This is a genomic window from Shewanella vaxholmensis (assembly GCF_031932135.1).
Taxonomy (GTDB): domain Bacteria; phylum Pseudomonadota; class Gammaproteobacteria; order Enterobacterales; family Shewanellaceae; genus Shewanella; species Shewanella hafniensis.
Genome location: NZ_JAUOEV010000007.1, coordinates 160,458 through 180,319, shown reverse-complemented (window position 1 = coordinate 180,319; position 19,862 = coordinate 160,458). Strand labels below are relative to the sequence as shown.

The 19,862-nt window shown below is 47.8% G+C and carries 16 protein-coding genes; 4 read left to right on the top strand and 12 right to left on the bottom strand.

The window, feature by feature from the left end:
- Positions 1-495: IS5-like element ISSod6 family transposase (locus tag Q4Q46_RS08825; protein WP_311905743.1), on the top strand; the 495-nt coding region annotated here is incomplete at its 5' end.
- Positions 496-579: 84 nt separating this feature from the next.
- Here Q4Q46_RS08825 and Q4Q46_RS08820 read toward each other — a convergent pair.
- From Q4Q46_RS08820 to Q4Q46_RS08805, 4 genes are all read right to left on the bottom strand, one after another.
- Positions 580-1,515, bottom strand: a complete 936-nt coding sequence (locus tag Q4Q46_RS08820) for a M14 family metallopeptidase (RefSeq protein WP_311905742.1) — start codon at positions 1,513-1,515, stop codon at positions 580-582.
- A gap of 162 nt (positions 1,516-1,677) precedes the next feature.
- Complete coding sequence (locus Q4Q46_RS08815) at positions 1,678-2,136, bottom strand: GNAT family N-acetyltransferase (protein WP_311905741.1); 459 nt, start codon at positions 2,134-2,136, stop codon at positions 1,678-1,680.
- A 242-nt stretch (positions 2,137-2,378) separates the two neighbouring features.
- Positions 2,379-4,430: a S9 family peptidase gene (locus tag Q4Q46_RS08810; RefSeq protein ID WP_311905740.1), complete on the bottom strand. Its 2,052-nt coding sequence runs from the start codon at positions 4,428-4,430 to the stop codon at positions 2,379-2,381.
- A gap of 322 nt (positions 4,431-4,752) precedes the next feature.
- Positions 4,753-6,297: a fumarate hydratase gene (locus Q4Q46_RS08805; protein WP_311905739.1), complete on the bottom strand. Its 1,545-nt coding sequence runs from the start codon at positions 6,295-6,297 to the stop codon at positions 4,753-4,755.
- A gap of 120 nt (positions 6,298-6,417) precedes the next feature.
- Here Q4Q46_RS08805 and pabB point away from each other — a divergent pair, with 120 nt between their 5' ends.
- Together pabB and Q4Q46_RS08795 are read left to right on the top strand one after the other, a co-directional pair.
- Complete coding sequence (gene pabB, locus Q4Q46_RS08800) at positions 6,418-7,830, top strand: aminodeoxychorismate synthase component I (RefSeq protein ID WP_311905738.1); 1,413 nt, start codon at positions 6,418-6,420, stop codon at positions 7,828-7,830.
- 31 nt (positions 7,831-7,861) lie between these two features.
- Positions 7,862-8,449 (top strand): CoA pyrophosphatase, encoded by a 588-nt coding sequence (locus Q4Q46_RS08795; protein ID WP_311905737.1) that lies wholly within the window; start codon positions 7,862-7,864, stop codon positions 8,447-8,449.
- A gap of 64 nt (positions 8,450-8,513) precedes the next feature.
- Here the strand turns inward: Q4Q46_RS08795 and Q4Q46_RS08790 are convergent, their stop codons facing one another.
- Positions 8,514-8,849, bottom strand: coding sequence for a hypothetical protein (locus Q4Q46_RS08790; RefSeq protein WP_106650359.1), 336 nt, complete (start codon positions 8,847-8,849; stop codon positions 8,514-8,516).
- A 150-nt stretch (positions 8,850-8,999) separates the two neighbouring features.
- On the opposite strand from Q4Q46_RS08790, the gene asnS reads away from it, so the two are divergent.
- Positions 9,000-10,400 carry an asparagine--tRNA ligase gene (asnS, locus tag Q4Q46_RS08785; protein ID WP_006086433.1) on the top strand — a complete coding sequence of 467 codons (1,401 nt, stop codon included), beginning with the start codon at positions 9,000-9,002 and terminating at the stop codon, positions 10,398-10,400.
- 195 nt (positions 10,401-10,595) lie between these two features.
- On the opposite strand, the gene Q4Q46_RS08780 is transcribed toward asnS, so the two are convergent.
- The 7 genes from Q4Q46_RS08780 to hrpA all read right to left on the bottom strand — a co-directional run bounded on the left by Q4Q46_RS08780 (position 10,596) and on the right by hrpA (position 19,781).
- A complete protein-coding gene (locus Q4Q46_RS08780; RefSeq protein ID WP_311905746.1) occupies positions 10,596-10,961 on the bottom strand; it encodes a DUF1801 domain-containing protein in 366 nt (121 codons plus the stop codon).
- A gap of 370 nt (positions 10,962-11,331) precedes the next feature.
- A complete protein-coding gene (locus tag Q4Q46_RS08775) occupies positions 11,332-11,919 on the bottom strand; it encodes a cytochrome c3 family protein (RefSeq protein ID WP_063882789.1) in 588 nt (195 codons plus the stop codon).
- 8 nt (positions 11,920-11,927) lie between these two features.
- Entirely contained in the window at positions 11,928-12,413 is a 486-nt protein-coding gene (locus Q4Q46_RS08770) for a nitrate reductase cytochrome c-type subunit (protein WP_300480823.1), read from the bottom strand.
- 10 nt (positions 12,414-12,423) lie between these two features.
- Entirely contained in the window at positions 12,424-14,913 is a 2,490-nt protein-coding gene (napA, locus tag Q4Q46_RS08765; protein ID WP_311905736.1) for a nitrate reductase catalytic subunit NapA, read from the bottom strand.
- A gap of 2 nt (positions 14,914-14,915) precedes the next feature.
- Positions 14,916-15,173, bottom strand: coding sequence for a chaperone NapD (locus Q4Q46_RS08760; protein ID WP_006086429.1), 258 nt, complete (start codon positions 15,171-15,173; stop codon positions 14,916-14,918).
- A 42-nt stretch (positions 15,174-15,215) separates the two neighbouring features.
- Positions 15,216-15,374 (bottom strand): nitrate reductase, encoded by a 159-nt coding sequence (locus Q4Q46_RS08755; protein ID WP_006081405.1) that lies wholly within the window; start codon positions 15,372-15,374, stop codon positions 15,216-15,218.
- Between the two features lie 531 nt (positions 15,375-15,905).
- Positions 15,906-19,781 carry an ATP-dependent RNA helicase HrpA gene (gene hrpA, locus Q4Q46_RS08750; RefSeq protein ID WP_371824912.1) on the bottom strand — a complete coding sequence of 1,292 codons (3,876 nt, stop codon included), beginning with the start codon at positions 19,779-19,781 and terminating at the stop codon, positions 15,906-15,908.
- Positions 19,782-19,862 lie beyond the last annotated feature (81 nt).

Below are 19,862 nucleotides of genomic sequence, written 5' to 3'. Positions count from 1 at the left end.
GTCTTTATTGATGGCTCGATAGTGCGGGCTCACCAGCACAGTGCAGGTGCAGCGACGCTAAGTAATGAGAGTATTGGTAAAAGTCGAGGCGGTAATTCAACCAAAATTCACTTAGCCGTCGACAGCGGAGGATTACCGATTTATTTCGAATTATCAGAAGGCCAAAAACACGATATTACACACGCCCCCAGCTTAATTGAGCACCTGAAGCAGGTTGATACCGTCATTGCAGATAAAGGTTATGACAGCGATGCTTTTCGTGAACTTATCGTAAATAAAGGCGGGAAATCCGTTATTCCAAAGCGCCGCTATAAGAATACACCTCAAGAAAAAGTCGATTGGTGCTTATATCGGTATCGACATTTAGTGGAGAATGCTTTTGGAAGAATTAAACACTATCGAGCAATATCAACAAGATATGACAAGCTAGCAAGAAATTACGCCAGTATGGTGTCACTGGCGTTTATGTTAATGTGGCTGCCGATGTATTGCTGAGCAACATTTGCACAGCAAAGATCAACAGACCCTAATCATCCATAAACTTAATATCAATAAACTGGTCATCACAACAAACAGCGACTAACGCTGCGCCAGTACATAATCGATGGCGCTGGTGATGGCCGCAACCTGCGCCAGATTACATTCGGCAGGCGTGGCTGTTGGGCTATCTGGGTACACTTCTGTCGTGGTGTTATAGATACAACCCGTGACACTGCTGCAAAGCCCTAATGACTTAAGCGGGTAGTTAATCACTCCGTGCTGCACCACAGTCGAGCCTATGATCTCGCCTTTCTCGTCGGCAGGGGCAATGTGCGTCACTTTGCTCACGCCATCGATAATGGCTTTTTGGAAAGCATCCATTGAATGTTCGGTATCGCCCACAGCATAAAAGCCATCTGGAATAGTGCCTTTGTCATATTCAATGCCATCGCGGGCGCACAGCGCTGGACGAAATTCTAACTCATCTGAATCTGTGGTTTCATGTAAATCCACATGCACATCAAAACCTTGCGCTACTGAAGCAACTAAAGCCATCAAGGCCGCCGATTCTTCTGCAGGGCTGTTGGCATAGAATGAACGGTTCGGATCGATAGCCTTTGGATTCCAGCGATTAATGGTCTCGTAACCCCAAGGACTCACGCACACGGCAACTACTAAGCTCACCTGTTGCACGTAATTCGCCGCTTCATTCGTTAAAAAGGCCAATGCACCATGCACACCGCTGGTCTCGTAACCATGCACGCCGCCAGTCACCAGCACGGTTGGCTTTTGTGGATCAAACTGTTGGCTTTTTACCGCAAATAATGGGTAACGCTCGGCGTTAATCGACAAAGCGCCATATTGCACAATGCCAAGCCCAAGCGCAGACAGCTCTTCTTCCATCGCCTTGAGTGGCGTCACAACATCATCCTGATATGAACGCTTGATTTGGGTGCTCGCCAGCCATGCGGCTTTTTCAGTCTCGCCCCATTTCTCGCCAGCGGTGCCGATGGGATAAAATGTTAAATTTGCCATAATTCCTCTATTTTTAGTTCTATTCGGTAAAGTTCTTTTTATTCCAGCTCTTTTTATTCAAGTTCTGTTCGTTCAAGCTCTTCTCGCTCAAGCTTTTTCGTTGAATTGCTATTCAGTCGAATGATAGTGCTCGTGTTTGGATGATAAATGAGTGCAGCCGACTCAAAGCGTCAGCTGCATGGGAATATCACGGATGCCACCTCGTTCTCGCTCGGGTCCAAGGGGCACAAAGCCAAAGCCTAAGTACACAGCCTGCGCATTCAGCGCCGAGTTCACGGTAAATACGCCCGGATTACCTTGAGCTACACACTGAGCTTTGGCATGTTCCCACAACATTCGCGCCATGCCTTGACCCTGTGCATGGGAGGCGACAAAAAGATGGTACAAGTGACTATTCGCCTTCATTCCCACTACGCCTGCGAGTTGGCCCGAGTCCGTTATGGCGACATGGTACTGATAACCCATAGCAAAGTAGCTACCAATCGCTTCTATCGACATGGCATTGACTAAGATTGCAGCGCCCTCTTCAGTGCATGTTGGAGCGATAAAGTCTTGGGTTAACTGAGTGAGCAATTCGCTTATTTCAGGGATATCAGCTAAGGTTGCGGCTCGAATATTCATCTTAACTCCTTGATTAAAAATAAAACCATTCCATGACACAATAAAAAGCCAGAACAGAGTCCTGGCTTTTTAAGACGCTTGAACAAAAGACGCTTCGCGTAAAACACTTTAATAGTTAATCACATCAAACGACTCGCCGATGATAACCCTATCAGGGCGAGCCTTACGTCTTTTATTACACTGTCATTCACTGTTTGTTATTAAACAGTCTGTCATTCAACAGTCTGTTATTGTGCTGGCAGTTACTGCTTAGTCCAGCGGTCCATCCAACGGAATACATTGGCGTACCATTGCTCTAGGTTTTCAGGTTTTAAGATCCAGTGGTTTTCATCTGGGAAAATCAACAACTCAGATGGAATACCTTTACGCTGCATAAAGCTAAATGCCGCTAAACCTTGATCATAAGGAACACGGAAGTCTTTCTCGCCGTGGATCACCAACATGGGCGTTTTCCAGTTTTCAACATAATTCACTGGGTTAAACTTCTCATATAAGGCTTTGTTATCTGAGTAAGTACCGCCAAATTCATACTCAGGGAACCATAACTCTTCGGTCACATGGTACATAGAACGCATATCGAACAGACCTGCGTGATCAACAAGACACTTGAAACCATAGTTCCAGTTACCTTGGATCCAGTTCATCATGTAGCCGCCGTAAGAACCACCGAGCGCACAGGCGTTTTGCGGATCGAGCCATTTTTGTTGTTGGCTTACTGCCGCTAGGCCTTTTTGCAGATCTTCTAATGGCTTACCGCCCCAATCTTGGCTGATAGAATCCGTAAAGGCTTGGCCGTAACCGGTAGAGCCGTGGAAATCCACCATAACAACACCATAGCCTGCACCCGCCCATAACTGCGCGTTCCAACGACCGCTGAAGGCATTACCAAATGAACCCTGCGGTCCGCCATGCACTAAGTAGGCAATCGGGTATTTTTTACCTTCTTGGAAGTTAGCCGGTTTGATCCAGTAACCGTAGACGTCTTCGTTATTCCAACCCTTGAAGCTGAACTGTTCAAACTTACCGAACTTGATCTCGGCCAGCTTGTCTTTGTTCACTTCAGTCAGGCGCTTAAGGCCTTGACCATCTGTGGTGATACTGTAGAGATCGCCCGGCTCAACTAAGGTTTTGCTATCGAAAATCAGTTCATCATTAGTGACCGCAATTAAGCTGTTCGTGCCATCGCTGTAGATAGAACGCACATCGCCAAATTGGGTATTCACTTGGAAAATAGACACTTGGCCTATGTCTTGCGCCGTGACGTACAAGGTACGATTGTCAGGGGCAAACATCAGTGAACTTGGGCTACGATCCCACAATGGCGCCACTTCTTTAGTTTGGCCTGTGGTAGTATCGCGCAGCATGATGCCGTAACGATCCGCTTCAAAACCCGGCTTCTTCATCGCTAAATAGGCCATGTAACGACCATCGCTCGAAAACGTTGGCTGTGCATCCCATGCGAGATTGTCTTTGGTTAAGTTGGTTGCAGTGCCGCCCGTGACTGGCACTTGCCACAAATCATAGTTAGTGGTCCAAGCTTGATCTTTGCTCGGCGCTTTAGCGCTATAAACGACGAACTTACCGTCTGGGGTGAAGGTCACTTCTTCCATACCCGAGAATGGTTTTGGCGGCGTTTCAGTGTCTAAACCTTGGGTGACATCAACCACTTTAGTCAGTTTCTCACCGTTGACTGCGCCAACAAATAAGTGGCTACGGGCATGATCTTCCCACGTATCCCAATGGCGAACCATTAACTGCTTGTATTCGCGACCCGTCGATTTACGCTCAGATTCAGCGGTAAATTTATCCTTTGAACAGGCTAAATCCTTACACTCTGGGAATACACGCATGCTGAGTACAACTTGTTTACCGTCGTTTGATAGTTTGTAACCATCTATATCCAAAGGCAAATCAGAAACTTGAACCGCTTCACCGCCCGTTAATGGCAGTTGGAATAGCTGGCTTGAACCGCTACGACCGGCAAGGAAATAAATCGATTTGTCGTCAGTGGCGAAACTCACATCGTGCTCAGTGCCCGCAGCAGAGGTCAGTTGTAACGGTTTCGCTTTCGTGTCAGTCAGATCCAATAGATACAGATCAGAACTGCCCTCTCCCTTATCGTTTACCGTTTTAAGACCATAAACTAATTTAGTGCCATCGTGGGACACAGTCGCAGAATGCATCTTATTGAGTTTAATGAGTTGTTGCACAGTAAAAGGCGTTGGATCGGCCGCTTGGGCTGATAACGCCAAGCCTGCGGCGCCGAGCGCCAATAGGAGAGGAGCTATTTTCATTGTTATGTCCGTCTTTTGTTGAACAGGTTCGAGGCTTGCAAATATTCGATAATCATCATTGCTGCAAACACGAATGTTAAAAACGATCTGAGATCGTATCTTTTGAAGATAAGCTTGCCACACTATCGAAACAAAAACGCTCAGGCAAGCCAAATGGCGAACCTGAGCGTATTTTTTTGTGACAAAATGTCAGTGGCGCAATGATTTGTCTAAGGAACTGATATCAGATTACCGAAGCAATCGATATCAGAGCGTAAATTTAAACGGCTTTGCTTAAAAAGCCATCAAGTTCAATCCGCTAAGACCTTAGCTTCACTCCAACTTAGGCTTTCGCGTTGGCGATATTCACTTTCCAAATTGCTGGGCCAGTTTCATGGGCGTTCACGCCATTTGAATCCACAGCCACAGTCACTGGCATATCTTGCACGTCAAACTCGTAAATCGCTTCCATGCCTAAATCAGCAAAGGCCACGACGCGAGAATGTTTAATCGCTTTAGACACTAGATACGCTGCGCCGCCAACGGCCATCAGATATACCGCTTTGTGCTTTTTGATTGATTCAACTGTCGCAGGGCCGCGCTCAGCTTTACCTATCATGCCCATCAAGCCTGTTTTTTCTAACATTAGGTCAGTGAATTTATCCATACGAGTTGCTGTGGTTGGGCCCGCAGGACCGACAACTTCAGTGCCAACTGGATCAACGGGGCCAACGTAGTAAATAAACTTGCCAGTAAAGTCCACGCCTTCTGGCAGACCTTCACCACTTTCAATCAGGCTTTGAATGCGCTTATGGGCAGCATCACGACCTGTGAGCATTTTACCGCTCAGCAGAATGGTTTCACCGCTCTGCCACTGCTCGATATCCGCTTGGGTCACAGTATCTAAGTTAACACGGCGCACATCATCACCCACTTCACGGGTGATTTCTGGCCAATCTGACAATGATGGTGGCGTCAATTCAGCAGGACCTGAGCCATCTAAATGGAAATGTACGTGGCGAGTCGCTGCACAATTAGGGATCATCACCACAGGCTTTGAAGCCGCGTGGGTTGGCGCCGATTTGATTTTAACGTCTAACACTGTGGTTAAACCGCCAAGACCTTGGGCACCTATGCCTAAGTTGTTCGCGCGCTCAAAAATGTCTAAACGCAGCTTTTCTTCGGTCGTTTGCGCGCCACGGGCCATCAACTCATGGATATCCACGCTTTCCATCAGTGCTTCTTTGGCTAATACGGCGGCTTTTTCTGCCGTACCGCCAATGCCTATACCTAGCATACCCGGCGGACACCAGCCCGCGCCCATGGTCGGTAACGTTTTTTCTACCCAAGCGGCGATATCATCTGATGGGTTTAACATCACCATCTTAGCTTTGTTTTCACTGCCGCCGCCTTTGGCTGCAATCGCCACTTCGATGTGGTTGCCTGGCACCATGTCGATATGCACCACAGATGGGGTGTTATCTTTGGTATTTTTACGGCTGCCCGCAGGATCTGACACGATTGATGCACGCAGTGGGTTATCAGGATTGGTATAGGCACGACGAACACCTTCGTCGACCATTTCCTGAATTGTCATATCGGTTTTGTCCCATTGGACACCCATACCCACTTTTACGAAGGTGGTGACAATCCCTGTGTCTTGGCACAAAGGACGTTTACCTTCGGCCGACATGCGCGAATTAATTAAGATCTGGGCAATAGCATCCTTCGCCGCAGCACTTTGTTCACGCTCATAAGCTTGGCTCATGGCATCAACAAAATCCTTCGGGTGGTAATAGGAGATGTATTGCAAAGCATCCGCCACACTTTCAATAAAGTCGGCTTGCTTAATCACAGAATTGACAGACATTTTATGGTGAGATGACATAGTAGGAGCGCTCCAGCAGCCTTTGCGGCCTAACTTGTTTTTTGTGTAATTCTTTCTGGGCCAATATGATACTCTTTCCCATCTTTTTGGGCTACATCACATTTTGAATAGGGTTAATCGATGGCAATTAGGGCGTCAAAACAGCTTGCATCACGCCAACTTGACTGGACATTAAGCACCGCAGCACTGTTCGAACATTTTGCAAATGACACTTGGGCAATCCTGTTAGATTCAGCGAACGCGCCGCATCAAGACGCCAGATTCGACATCATTTGCGCCAATCCCATCGCAACATTAGTGACTCAGGGCGAGCGTAGCGATATAAAGCTCATCGATACGAGCTTGAGCTTACCCGAGGCGATGGACCCAAACCGTGATCCCTTCGACCTGCTCAACACTTTATTAAATCATTGGTATTCAAAATCTTTTGATTGCAATCTGCCCTTCAGTGGCGGCGCAATGGGCAGCTTTAGTTACGACTTAGGCCGTCGCATCGAATCCCTGCCGACAAGCGCTCAGCAAGATATTCAACTGCCGGAGATGAACATCGGCTTTTACGACTGGGCGTTAGTTTATGATTACCAAGCCCAGTGTTGGCATTTATTGCACTATTTAGGTGAAGCAGCACTCGACATTGAATTGAATAAAATTCAAGCGAAAATGGCGCATAAGCCAAATAGCGCCGAATTCATGCTCACAAGCCCATGGGCAGCACAAATCGATAAAGCCCAATACACGGCCAAATTTGAGGCGGTACAAGCCTATTTGCACAGCGGCGATTGCTATCAAATAAATTTAACCCAAAGATTTGAAGCTGGCTATCAAGGCGACGAATGGTCGGCCTATTGCCAACTGCGTAATGCCAATAAAGCGCCCTTCTCGGCCTTTATGCGTCTGCCGCAAAACGCGATTTTATCGATTTCACCTGAGCGCTTTATTCAGCTTCGCGGTAATGATATTCAGACTAAACCCATCAAAGGCACGCTGCCGCGCCATACTGATCCCGCGCTCGATGCCAAAGCTGCGAGCACCCTTGCCAGCTCGCCAAAGGATCGCGCCGAAAACGTCATGATTGTCGATTTGCTGCGTAATGATATCGGCAAAGTCGCGGCGGCAGGCTCGGTACGTGTACCGCATCTGTTTGAGATTGAAAGCTTTCCTGCCGTGCATCACCTTGTCAGTACAGTGACGGCTAAGCTTGATGCTAAGTACAGCGCCAGCGATTTGCTGCGCGCGGCGTTCCCAGGCGGCTCAATCACCGGCGCACCGAAAATTCGCGCCATGGAAATTATTGAAGAGCTCGAACCTTCACGGCGCAGTCTGTACTGTGGCTCTATGGGCTACATCAGCCAAGATGGCCAAATGGATACCAGTATCACCATTCGAACTATAGTGGCTGAGCAGGGGAAACTCTATTGCTGGGCGGGCGGCGGCATAGTGGCGGATTCAGAAGTGAATGCTGAATACCAAGAAACCTTCGATAAGATCAGCCGGATTTTGCCTTTGCTTGGCGCAGAGCCGCAAAAGCCGTAAGCTTTACTACTAAACAGTCACGGAAATCTCGATGGATCAAGCGGAATTTAGACTCAGATTTAATCTGCACCCTTTAGCGCTGCAAGATCCGGCGGCCTTCCCACACCTTGGACTGCGCAAAGCTGCGGTGTTGATCCCGCTGCAGGATATCAACGGTGAACTAAATCTAATTTTAACCCAAAGACCGATGCACCTTCGCACCCATCCAGGACAGATCAGTTTCCCCGGCGGTAAAATTGAGCCCTACGATGTCGATGCAATTGCGGCTGCGTTAAGGGAAGCTGAAGAAGAAATTGGATTATCGCGGTATAACGTCGATGTGGTGGGCACATTTCCGGCCCACAATACCTTTACCGGATTTGAAATCACGCCCGTGGTCGGCATTATCAAGCAGGCCTTTGATTGGAAACTCGATCCCGGTGAGGTAGCCGATTGCTTTACTGTGCCATTAAGCTTTTTTATTGAGCCGAGCAATCGTCACCAAAAACGCTTTTTACGCCAAGGGCGCTACTACAGCGTGCATTTCATACCCTATCAACAACGCTTTATCTGGGGCGCGACCGCCGCCATTATCGACCATTTATGCCGCCAGTTAAGCATTCCTGCGGATATCCTCTGACTTCATTTGCCATCACTAAACCGTTAAAAAGCCAAACTGTTGAATTAGCCAAAGAATGGATAGCTTAAACCACCAAGTGGATATACAAACCGGCGACAATCGAGGTTAACAGCAACATGGGAATGTTAAACCAATAGCCCATGCGGCTGTGTTGGGCGACATAAAAATTAAACGCTAAACTGACCAAACTAATGCCGCCACAGGCCCAAATCAAATACTGCAATAACTGGGTTTCATGTGGATCCCAATGAACTCTAAATGTCGCACCGCGGCTTAAATAATCGCCAACTTCGCGATCGGGTCTCGCGTCACCAAACACTAATAGCGCATAGACGGCAATTGCCCAGCCTAAAATGGATAAGGCCGCAAGGATAATTTGAAATATTCTAGTCTTGCTCATACCGCCTCCCGCCGTTTAACTCACTATATCGCCCAATATCGATATTATTAACCTCAGGATACCTTTTTCAGCTTGAGAAAAGCCACCAGCAAGGTAATATAAACCTCCAAAATTTTCATATAAAACGTTTCGTTGGAGAATTAAGCAACAATGAGCATCGCATCTGTCGCATCTGTATTTAAAGGTGAGCACGCCGTCGGTTCTAAAGTCACAGTGCGTGGCTGGGTCAGAACCCGTCGTGACTCTAAAGCCGGCATCTCTTTTTTAGCTGTTTATGACGGCTCTTGCTTTAATCCTATCCAAGGCGTCGTGCCCAATAGCTTAGATAATTACGACAACGAAGTGTTAAAGCTAACTGCGGGTTGTTCTGTTGTGATGACAGGCGACGTGGTGGAATCTCCAGGCGCAGGTCAAGCATTTGAACTGCAAGTGACTGAACTTGAAGTCGCGGGCTGGGTTGATGATCCAGACACTTACCCAATGGCCGCTAAGCGTCACTCAATTGAACATTTACGCGAATTAGCACATTTACGCCCACGCACTAACATTATTGGTGCCGTTGCCCGCGTGCGTAACTGTTTATCCCAAGCGATTCACCGCTTCTACCACGAAGAAGGCTTTATTTGGGTATCTACCCCACTTATCACCGCCTCTGACTGTGAAGGCGCAGGTGAAATGTTCCGCGTATCGACCTTAGATATGGAAAACCTGCCACGTACTGATGCAGGGAAAGTCGATTACGATAAAGATTTCTTCGGTAAAGAAGCTTTCCTAACCGTATCTGGCCAGTTGAACGCTGAAACCTACGCCTGTGCACTGTCAAAAGTGTATACCTTTGGCCCGACTTTCCGTGCTGAAAACTCAAACACCAGCCGCCACTTAGCGGAATTTTGGATGGTTGAGCCTGAAGTCGCCTTCGCTAACTTAAACGACATCGCAGGCCTTGCCGAAGCTATGTTGAAATACGCGTTCAATGCCGTATTGACTGAGCGTATGGACGATTTAACTTTCTTCGCCCAACACGTTGATAAGACAGTGATCGACCGTCTGCAATCTTTCGTTTCAAGCGATTTTGCTCAAGTGGATTACACGGATGCGGTTGAAATTCTGCAAAACTGTGGCAGAACCTTCGAGTTCCCTGTGTCTTGGGGCATCGATTTATCTTCTGAGCATGAGCGTTACTTAGCCGAAGAACACTTCAAAGCCCCTGTGGTAGTGAAGAACTACCCGAAAGATATCAAGGCCTTCTACATGCGCTTAAACGATGACGGTAAAACCGTTGCCGCGATGGACGTGTTAGCCCCAGGTATTGGTGAGATCATCGGTGGCTCTCAACGTGAAGAGCGTTTAGACGTGCTAGATATGCGTCTAGCCGAAATGGATCTGAACCAAGAAGATTACTGGTGGTACCGTGATATGCGCCGTTATGGCACAGTGCCACATGCAGGTTTTGGTCTAGGGTTTGAGCGTTTAGTGTCTTACGTGACGGGCGTTAACAACATTCGTGATGTTATCCCATTCCCACGTGCGCCGCGTACTGCGAACTTCTAATATCCCTTAACTAGGGACTGCATTGCTAAGACATCTCTATTAAACCTTAGCAAAACGAAAGGAGCTGACTATTCAGCTCCTTTTTTGTTTCTGCGTTTTTGCTAACATGCTGGACTCATGCTATGAGCAGTTATCATGACCTTACTAACATCATGCGGCGAAACAGCCACTCATTCGCAGATACTAATCCACTTGTTACTTATCCGCTTGATACAGCGCCTGCGTGATATATTCCGCCACGTGTTTGGCTGCGATTTCATCCATTGAGGTTAACTTGATATGGCGGCGAAATTTGCCACTGCCTTCGAGCACCTTGTGTGGATCGCTAAAGTTTGCGCCCAAACTAAACTCCAATGACACATGCTGCTTATAGGCAAACACCCCACCAAAAGCGCTCTTTGCGCTAAAGAGTATTCCGCCGTACTTCACCGTTTCAGTGATATCGAGCGAGGATGCGTCTGCAGTGGCGTTAACGGTTTGGCGCACGCCCTGCACAATTTCAAGCAAGCTCGGGCTCATAAAACCAATGTCTTCTAAGAGTTTTTCAAGTTGTCCATTCATCATCGCCTCCTGCGTAATAGCATTTTCCATAGCGGCCTTCTATCACGACCTCTTTATCATCCAATAACGATTCTTTGCTGATTGTATCCTGAGCCGTGAAGTGAATAAAACGCCATTAGCTGCTCGGTAACACAATTAATTGATTAAACCTTAATTCAGCATACCAAGTACGGCTTTAGGTCACTATGCCACGGTGCCATTACAATCAATAAAAAGGCCAAGCATCACTATGCTTGGCCTTTGGCTGGAGATGGCTAATAAACATTTAGCCGCACTAAGTCACACTTACTAACACTAACCAACGCTAAGTTAAACGAGACTAAACTACACAAAACAAAGTCACACTAAGCAACATGGGGAACGATTCAGCTTAAAATCCCTTCACACCTTCCATATCAGGGAGATGGTGAGCAATCCCCTTGTGGCAGTCGATACAGGTCTTTTCTCCGCTCGCCAGTGACGTTGAGTGCATCTGTGACGCTCTAGGTGACTGGCGGGTAAAATCCATATAAGTGAAGTTATGGCAATTACGGCACTCGAGCGAGTCATTGGCTTTTAATCTTTCCCATTCATGTTCAGCTAACTCACGCCGTTTACTTTCAAACTTTTCTCGGGTGTTAATCGTGCCGAAAACCTTACCCCACACTTCCTTAGATGCCTGCATCTTACGGGCGATCTTATCTGTCCAGTTATGTGGTACATGGCAATCTGGGCAGGTTGCCCGCACACCACTGCGGTTAGTGAAATGAATCGTTGTCTGTAACTCTTGATAGACGTTATTTTCCATCTCATGGCAACCGATACAGAAGGCTTCCTTGTTGGTAGCTTCAAGAGCAGTGTTAAAGCCGCCCCAGAAAATCACCCCAGCCACAAAGCCACCTAAGGTCAAAAAACCTAAACTGTAATGCACACTCGGACGATTGAGTACCTGCCAGATTTTTTTCAGTTTATCTAACATGCTAACTCCTAGTGTTTTTTCTGCTCAGTGTTGGTTTTGATCAGATGTTCCATGTCTACAAAGTCGTTTTCGACCAGTAATTTGGCATCTAACTGCGGCACATGACACTGAGTACAGAAATATCGACGCGGCGATAATTCGGCTAAGAAGTTATTATCCCTGTCCATATAGTGCGTGACACTGACCATAGGCGCTTGGGAATCCCCGATACGACTGCGAGCATGGCAGGCCATACATTTATTCACTTTAAGATCGAGCTGATAGCCGTCAATTTTGTGCGGGATCACTGGCGGCTGCATGGGATAGTTACGCACTTCCTTCACATCGGTATTACGCACGTTTTGCATCGCTGGCGGCGTCGGCTCGACATTGATAGGCGCTTGGCGCAGGGTATCAATTTTATCTTCGGGAATACTGGCGGCAGAGACTGCCGTCATCATCAATGAACCGAATGCCAGTAAACCGATCGCTGAAACTAATTGTAGAGTTTTCATCGTGTTCTCCTTAAACCTTGACGATCTTCACCGCACATTTTTTAAAGTCAGTTTGTTTTGACAAGGGATCTGTCGCATCTAAAGTGACTTTATTAATGAGCTGGCTAGCATCGAACCAAGGCACAAACACTAAGCCCACAGGCGGTTTATTACGGCCACGGGTTTCAACTCGGGTCTTAATTTCACCCCGTCGTGACACCACACGAATTTCGTCACCACGGCGCAAACCGCGTTTCTTGGCATCTTCTGGATGCATAAAACACACAGCATCAGGGAAAGCACGATAAAGCTCAGGCACACGTTGGGTCATAGAACCCGAATGCCAATGTTCCAGTACTCGGCCCGTCGATAACCAAATATCATATTCTTCGTCTGGCGACTCAGCGGCGGGTTCATAGGGCAGCGCAAATATCACCGCACGGCCATCTGGTTTACCGTAAAACTCAAAACCCTTACCTGCTTTAACATAAGGATCGCTACCCTCACGGAAACGCCACTTGGTTTCCTTGCCATCCACCACAGGCCAACGCAGACCATGGGCCTCGTGATAGGCATCAAACGGCGCTAAGTCATGACCATGACCACGGCCAAAGGAGGCGTACTCTTCAAACAGACCTTTTTGCACATAGAAGCCAAAATGTTTCGCTTCATCGTTCAGATACTTAGGATCGGCATCGGCCAACGGAAACTTATCGACCTGGCCATTTTGATACAGGACTTCGAAAAGCGTTTTGCCTTTGAACTCAGGGTTCGCCGCTAATACATCCTTGGGCCACACTTCATCTGTAGTGAAACGTTTCGCAAACTCCATCAGCTGCCACAGATCCGAATGCGACTCGCCCGGCGCTTGCACCATTTGATGCCAGAACTGAGTACGGCGCTCGGCATTACCGTAAGCCCCCTCTTTCTCAACCCACATAGCAGTGGGCAAGATCAAATCGGCGGCTTGAGTGGTAACAGTGGGATAAGCATCTGATACCACGATAAAGTTGGCAGGGTTACGGTAACCCGGTAGCCCTTCTTCGTTAATGTTCGGCCCCGCCTGCATATTGTTGTTCACTTGCACCCAATAACAGTTCAAGTCACCGTCTTTCAGGCGGCGATTTTGCTCGACAGCATGATAACCGGGTTTAGGTGGAATAATGCCGCTTGGAATTTTCCACGTTTCTTCAGCGTGTTTTCTGTGCTCGGGATTGGTCACCACCATGTCCGCAGGTAAACGGTGAGAGAAAGTCCCGACTTCACGGGCCGTGCCACAGGCCGATGGCTGACCTGTCAGCGAGAACGGACTGTTGCCAGGGGTAGAAATCTTACCTGTTAATAAATGGATGTTGTAAATCAGGTTGTTACACCACACACCACGGGTATGTTGGTTAAAGCCCATGGTCCAGAATGACGTCACTTTCGTATTAGGATCAGCATACAGCTTAGCCAATTCGATCAGTTTATCTTCTGGCACGCCAGACAGTTTACTGACTTTCTCGACTGTGTATTCGGCAACAAAGGCTTTGAAGGCTTCAAAATCGATTGGCGTTGAATCTCCCGCCGTTTTCACATTTTTAGCTTTTTGCTCTAGGGGATGAGTCGGACGTAAACCGTAGCCGATATCAGTCGTGCCTTGGCGGAAATTTACGTGTTTCTTCACGAAATCCCAGTTCACTTTATCGTTTTGAATAATATAGTTAGCAATAAAGTTCAACATAGCCAAATCGGTTTGCGGGGTGAACACTATCGGTAAATCTGCCAGATCGAAGGAGCGATGCTGGAAAGTCGATAACACGGCCACTTTAACATGAGGTTCACTCAAGCGTCTGTCAGTCACGCGGCTCCACAGGATCGGGTGCATCTCGGCCATGTTCGAGCCCCAAAGCACGAATGCATCGGCGGCTTCCATATCGTCATAGCAGCCCATTGGCTCATCGATACCGAAAGTGCGCATAAAACCGACCACGGCAGAAGCCATACAATGACGCGCATTAGGGTCGATATTGTTAGAGCCAAAGCCCGCCTTCATCAACTTAACGGCGGCGTAACCTTCCCACACAGTCCATTGGCCCGAACCAAACATGCCCACAGCGGTTGGGCCCTTGGCTTTAATGGTCTCTTTCCATTTTTGCGCCATGATGTCGAAGGCGCTGTCCCAGCTTATCGGCGAAAACTCGCCGTGCTTGTCGTATTTACCATCCGTCATTCGCAGCATGGGCGTGGTTAAGCGATCGCTGCCATACATGATTTTCGATAGGAAATAACCTTTGATACAGTTAAGTCCACGGTTCACTTCACTGTTGGCATCGCCGTGGGTGGCCACGACTTTGCCATCGCGGGTGGCGACAATCACAGAGCAGCCCGTGCCGCAGAAACGGCAAGGCGCCTTGTTCCACTCTAATTTGGTTTGTTCTGAGCTGGTTATCAGGTTACTTGCGCCAGCGGGCAAAGCTAAACCTGCGGCCCCTGCAGCGGCAATCACGGCATTGGCCTTAATAAAATCACGTCTGTTCATATTCATTCTTCACCCTCTTCGAGCGTTTCACTCTGGTGGTAAACCATAGTGGCGGATAACACACCCGGAATGGCATTGATCGCTTCTATGCAGTCCATCAAGGCGCGCTGAGTCTCACCTTCGATAACCACGACCAATTTCACTTCGTTGTTGACGGAAAGTTCGGCATTTTCAATGGTCATGATCTCTTGTCTAACATCTGCCATTTTCTGCGGTAAGACCTGCACCACTAAACTGGTGATATGGAGTTCTTTGCTCATCCGACATTCCACTCTTTATTTAATATTCTGATAATAAAGCGATTAACCCACTCCCGGTGGTCCAGTCAAAATCTGACTAAACCAGATCGCAAAACCCAAGCCACTGACCAGCAGCACGGACAATAACGGTGCGAGAAATACGGTTAAAAAGATAAAAATTTTCAGTTCTAAGGATTTTTCTTCTGCGGTGCTAGCACTCATGCATCCTCCAAGAGGTGTGTTCCTGCCATTTTTCGCGCTGGAACAAGCGTCAGCGGCAGGTTTTATGTATATCCGTTGCATCTTTAACTCACTCAAACATCATACCTTTTAGTTGTTAACAAACTGTATACCTCCAAATTGGTAAAGCTGATGATGCTTGATCCAGATCATCAATTTGGCGATAGATTTAACTAGCTCATGGTTTGTAAACGATTTATTAGATTGTAATGAGGTGAATTCGGACAAAGAAGTTATTAAGGTGTGGCTAAAACATGGTCAAAGATCAGTTTTTTAGCAAGGTGAATGCTTAAAATTAGCGCTAAATATCTCCAAAGGAGTAAAGCAAACTGATTAGGGCGTGTTGACGTTTCGAGATTAAATGTTGTTTGCTCAGGTAAGTTAGTGATCGCAAAACGAGAACGACTAAAACCACAAAATAAAAACGCCGCTAAGTAAGCTTAGCGGCGTAATGAGATAACCAACAATAACAGCTATTAAGTCGTAAATAATAAATTCACTGACCTCATATTTTTATACTTGTTGGATATGATTCAAAATGCGTTTTTCCGATATCGGATAAGCCGTGCCTAACACCTGCGCAAAACAGGAAACACGATACTCTTCAATCATCCAGCGTGCCTCGATTAACGCGGGCGGTGTCGGCTGCGATCGCGGCACTTTCGCCAGTTGCGCAGTCAATGCTTCCTGTACCTTGTTAATGCTCTGCATATGCAAACGGTCACGAGTCGGATCGACAGGCAACTTCTCGACACGGATTTCAATTGCCTTTAAGTAACGCGCCACATCGGCTAACCGATCCCAACCACAGGATTCGACAAACCCTTTAAACACTAATTTGTCTAATTGGCTTTGAATATCACTCATAGCAAAAGCGATATCTAAGCTAATTTTGCCCTTGAGACGCTTTTTAATGCTCTGGTATAAGGTCAAAATCTGCTCAACCTTCAGGGCAATTTGCTCGGCTGTCGGGTTGAGCTCTTGGCGAACCCAATCCTTTGCCTGCTCAAATTGGGCTTGATTACGCACATCGAGGGCTTTTTCATCCAACAACTGCTGCACAGCGGCGGCAATAATGTCATCAATCAAGATTTGCACTTGACCAAAGGGATTGAAATACATCGCCAATTTCGCCTTATTTGGCAAAGCTTGCTGCAAATGTTTTACCGGTGATGGAATGTTTAACAGCAACAAGCGTCGCAGACCTTGGCGATGAGCATCTAAGGCTTCAAATTCATCATCAAATAATTTGATCGCAACACTGTCTTTTTTATCGATCAGCGCCGGAAACGCCCGTACTTGGTAATTGCCTTTTTGCTGCTGATATTGCTGCGGCAAATCGCCAAAGGACCACTCAGTTAACGCTTCTTGCTCTATGCCTTTATCCGCCACCTGACGAATGGCCTTCGCGACCACGCCCTGCAACTCGGCTTTTAAGGTATCGAGCACCCGACCTTCGGCGACTAAGTTGTTTTTATCGTCTTCGATTTTAAAGTTCATCTGCAAATGCGCAGGGATCTGCGTTAAATCAAAATCTTCCGGCGTTATGCGCGTGCCACTCATGCGCAGCAATTGCTTGCACATGGCTTCAAGCAAACTGGCACTAAAAGGCACCATGGCCTGCACACAAGCGCGGGCATAGTCAGGCGCGGGCACAAAGTTACGTCGTAAACTCTTAGGCAAAGATTTGATCAGCGCGATGCACTTTTCTTCCCTCAACCCTGCCACTAGCCAATCAAAATCGCTATCGTCGATTTGATTGAGTAGCGCCACCGGAATGTGCACCGACACGCCGTCATCCACCGCAGCGGGTTCAAAGTGATAACTCAGCTGCAGGCGCAAATTGCCCTTGTGCCATGTATCGGGGAAATCCAAGGTCGAGATATGGTCGGCATTGCGCTGCATTAACAGCGCTTTGCTGAAATCGAGTAAATCCGGTTGCTCACGCTTGGCTTTCTTCCACCAGCCAAAAAACAGCTGGGCGTTGTAAATCCCCTCGGGGATCCGCGGCTCGTAAAAGTCCACCAACACTTGCTCGTCCACCAAAATATCGCGGCGACGGGATTTATGCTCGAGGGATTCAATGTCTTCGAGCAGCTTTTGGTTAGCGACAAAAAACGCTTCTTGGGTCTGCAACTGCCCTTCTGCCAAAGCGCTGCGGATAAAAATCTCACGCGCTTCAACGGGATCGATGGGGCCGTATTGCACTTTGCGACGGTGTACAACCGTCAAGCCATAGAGCACTTGATTCTCAAGGGCGATAACGCTGCCAGGTTTTGCCTCAAAATGGGGCTCTACATAGCTTTTCTTAATCAAATGCGCCGCTAAGGGCTCTAGCCATTCGGGTTCTATTTTGGCGCAGCAGCGAGCGAATAAGCGCGAAGTTTCGGTAAGCTCAGCGGCCATGATCCACTTAGGGCCTTTTTTGGCCAATGGCGAACCGGGAAACACAAAGAATTTACGATTACGCGCACCTAAATACTCGTTATTGTTATCTTTAAAACCAACATGGCTCAACAAACCCGACAACAGCGCACGATGCAAGGTATCGTAACTTGGCGGCGTATCGTTTAAGCGCCATTTTAAATCGTGTACGGCTTGTTTAAGCTGGACGTATAAATCCTGCCACTCGCGAACGCGCAAATAGGCCAAATACTCATCGCGGCACTTTTTACGGAACTGACTAGCAGATAACTCTTTTTGCTGATCTTTTAAGTGCTGCCACAGATTTATCCAACTGACGAAATCGGAACTGTGATCGGCAAAACGGCGATGGGCTTCATCACTGGCTTGCTTCTTCTCCATCGGACGCTCGCGGGGATCTTGAATCGATAAGCCCGCAGCAATCACCAGCACTTCGTTCAAACAACCTAACTGCTGACTCTCGACCACCATACGCGCCAAACGCGGGTCCACAGGAATTTGCGCCAAATTACGCCCAAGTGGCGTCAATACTAGCTTGCCGTGTTTGCTCTCAACCGCTTGTAATTCTTCGAGCAGCAAGAAACCGTCGCGGATATGGCGGGGATCGGGTGGCTCGATAAACGGGAAGCCGCCGATATCACCCAAACCGATGGCGAGCATCTGCAAAATGACCGAGGCCAAGTTAGTGCGCAAAATTTCAGGATCGGTAAACGCCGGACGATTATTAAAATCCGCCTCATCGTACAAACGAATACAAATACCCGGTCCAACACGACCACAACGGCCTTGGCGCTGATTAGCGCTCGCCTGCGAGATAGGTTCAATCGGTAAGCGTTGCACCTTAGTGCGATAGCTGTAGCGGCTGATACGCGCCGTACCTGGGTCGATAACGTAGCGAATGCCCGGCACAGTCAGCGAGGTTTCCGCTACGTTGGTCGCTAGTACAATCCGCCTGCCTCTGTGGCTACTGAAGACTTTGGATTGCTCGCCATAGGATAAACGCGCGTACAACGGCAAAATTTCGGTATCGCGGTAATTACGTCGGCTCAATTGCTCGGCCGTATCGCGAATTTCCCGCTCGCCATTCATAAAGATCAGAATGTCGCCCAGCCCTTCGGCTACCAGTTCATCGACGGCGGCAAAAATGCCTTCGATTTGATCTAAATCGGCATCACAATCTTGCACTAAGGGGCGATAGCGGGTTTCGACCGGAAAGGTACGGCCCGACACTTCGATAATAGGCGCATTGTTGAAATGCTTAGAAAAACGCTCAACGTCTATGGTCGCCGACGTAATAATAACTTTAAGATCGGGGCGTCTTTTTAGGATCTGTTTAAGGTAGCCCAGAATAAAATCGATGTTGAGGCTGCGCTCGTGGGCCTCATCTATGATGATAGTATCGTATTGATCGAGATTGCGATCTGAGGTCAATTCCGCCAGTAAAATACCGTCGGTCATCAACTTAATATACGAGTCACTCTTAAGCGCATCGGCAAACCGCACTTTAAAGCCAACCACTTCACCGAGCGGACTGTGTAATTCTTCAGCGACTCGGCTCGCCACGCTGCGGGCAGCCAATCGTCTTGGCTGGGTGTGGCCAATCATGCCGCGGCAGCCTAAGCCAAGTTCTAAACAAATTTTGGGAAGCTGCGTGGTTTTACCTGAGCCCGTTTCACCGGCAATGATCACCACTTGATTGCCCGCAATCGCACGCGCAATATCATCGCGCATCAAAGAAACGGGAAGGTTTTCAGGATATTGGATTTTAGGGCGAGCATTACGACGCTGCTCAACCTTCTCAAACGCCGCCTGCGCTTGCTCACTCAACTGGGCTAAGACTTGGGTCTTTTTATCTGAGTCGGCTTCTTTATTGAGCTTAAATAAACGACGACGGATCCTAGACGCATCTGCCTGATAACAAAGATTAAGAAAGGCGTTCGATAGCGGATGTTTGTCTGAGTTCAAATCCAAATTCCATTGCTAGCATCAAAAACGGCGATCCTAGCAAGGAAAGTGGCGCAATGGTATTGCTAATTTACTCTGCAC

Coding starts and splice junctions, on each gene's coding strand:
- Q4Q46_RS08820 (WP_311905742.1), bottom strand. CDS start 1,515: ATGGCAAATTTAACATTTTATCCCATCGGCACCGCTGGCGAGAAATGG.
- Q4Q46_RS08815 (WP_311905741.1), bottom strand. CDS start 2,136: ATGAATATTCGAGCCGCAACCTTAGCTGATATCCCTGAAATAAGCGAA.
- Q4Q46_RS08810 (WP_311905740.1), bottom strand. CDS start 4,430: ATGAAAATAGCTCCTCTCCTATTGGCGCTCGGCGCCGCAGGCTTGGCG.
- Q4Q46_RS08805 (WP_311905739.1), bottom strand. CDS start 6,297: ATGTCATCTCACCATAAAATGTCTGTCAATTCTGTGATTAAGCAAGCC.
- pabB (WP_311905738.1), top strand. CDS start 6,418: ATGGCAATTAGGGCGTCAAAACAGCTTGCATCACGCCAACTTGACTGG.
- Q4Q46_RS08795 (WP_311905737.1), top strand. CDS start 7,862: ATGGATCAAGCGGAATTTAGACTCAGATTTAATCTGCACCCTTTAGCG.
- Q4Q46_RS08790 (WP_106650359.1), bottom strand. CDS start 8,849: ATGAGCAAGACTAGAATATTTCAAATTATCCTTGCGGCCTTATCCATT.
- asnS (WP_006086433.1), top strand. CDS start 9,000: ATGAGCATCGCATCTGTCGCATCTGTATTTAAAGGTGAGCACGCCGTC.
- Q4Q46_RS08780 (WP_311905746.1), bottom strand. CDS start 10,961: ATGAATGGACAACTTGAAAAACTCTTAGAAGACATTGGTTTTATGAGC.
- Q4Q46_RS08775 (WP_063882789.1), bottom strand. CDS start 11,919: ATGTTAGATAAACTGAAAAAAATCTGGCAGGTACTCAATCGTCCGAGT.
- Q4Q46_RS08770 (WP_300480823.1), bottom strand. CDS start 12,413: ATGAAAACTCTACAATTAGTTTCAGCGATCGGTTTACTGGCATTCGGT.
- napA (WP_311905736.1), bottom strand. CDS start 14,913: ATGAACAGACGTGATTTTATTAAGGCCAATGCCGTGATTGCCGCTGCA.
- Q4Q46_RS08760 (WP_006086429.1), bottom strand. CDS start 15,173: ATGAGCAAAGAACTCCATATCACCAGTTTAGTGGTGCAGGTCTTACCG.
- Q4Q46_RS08755 (WP_006081405.1), bottom strand. CDS start 15,374: ATGAGTGCTAGCACCGCAGAAGAAAAATCCTTAGAACTGAAAATTTTT.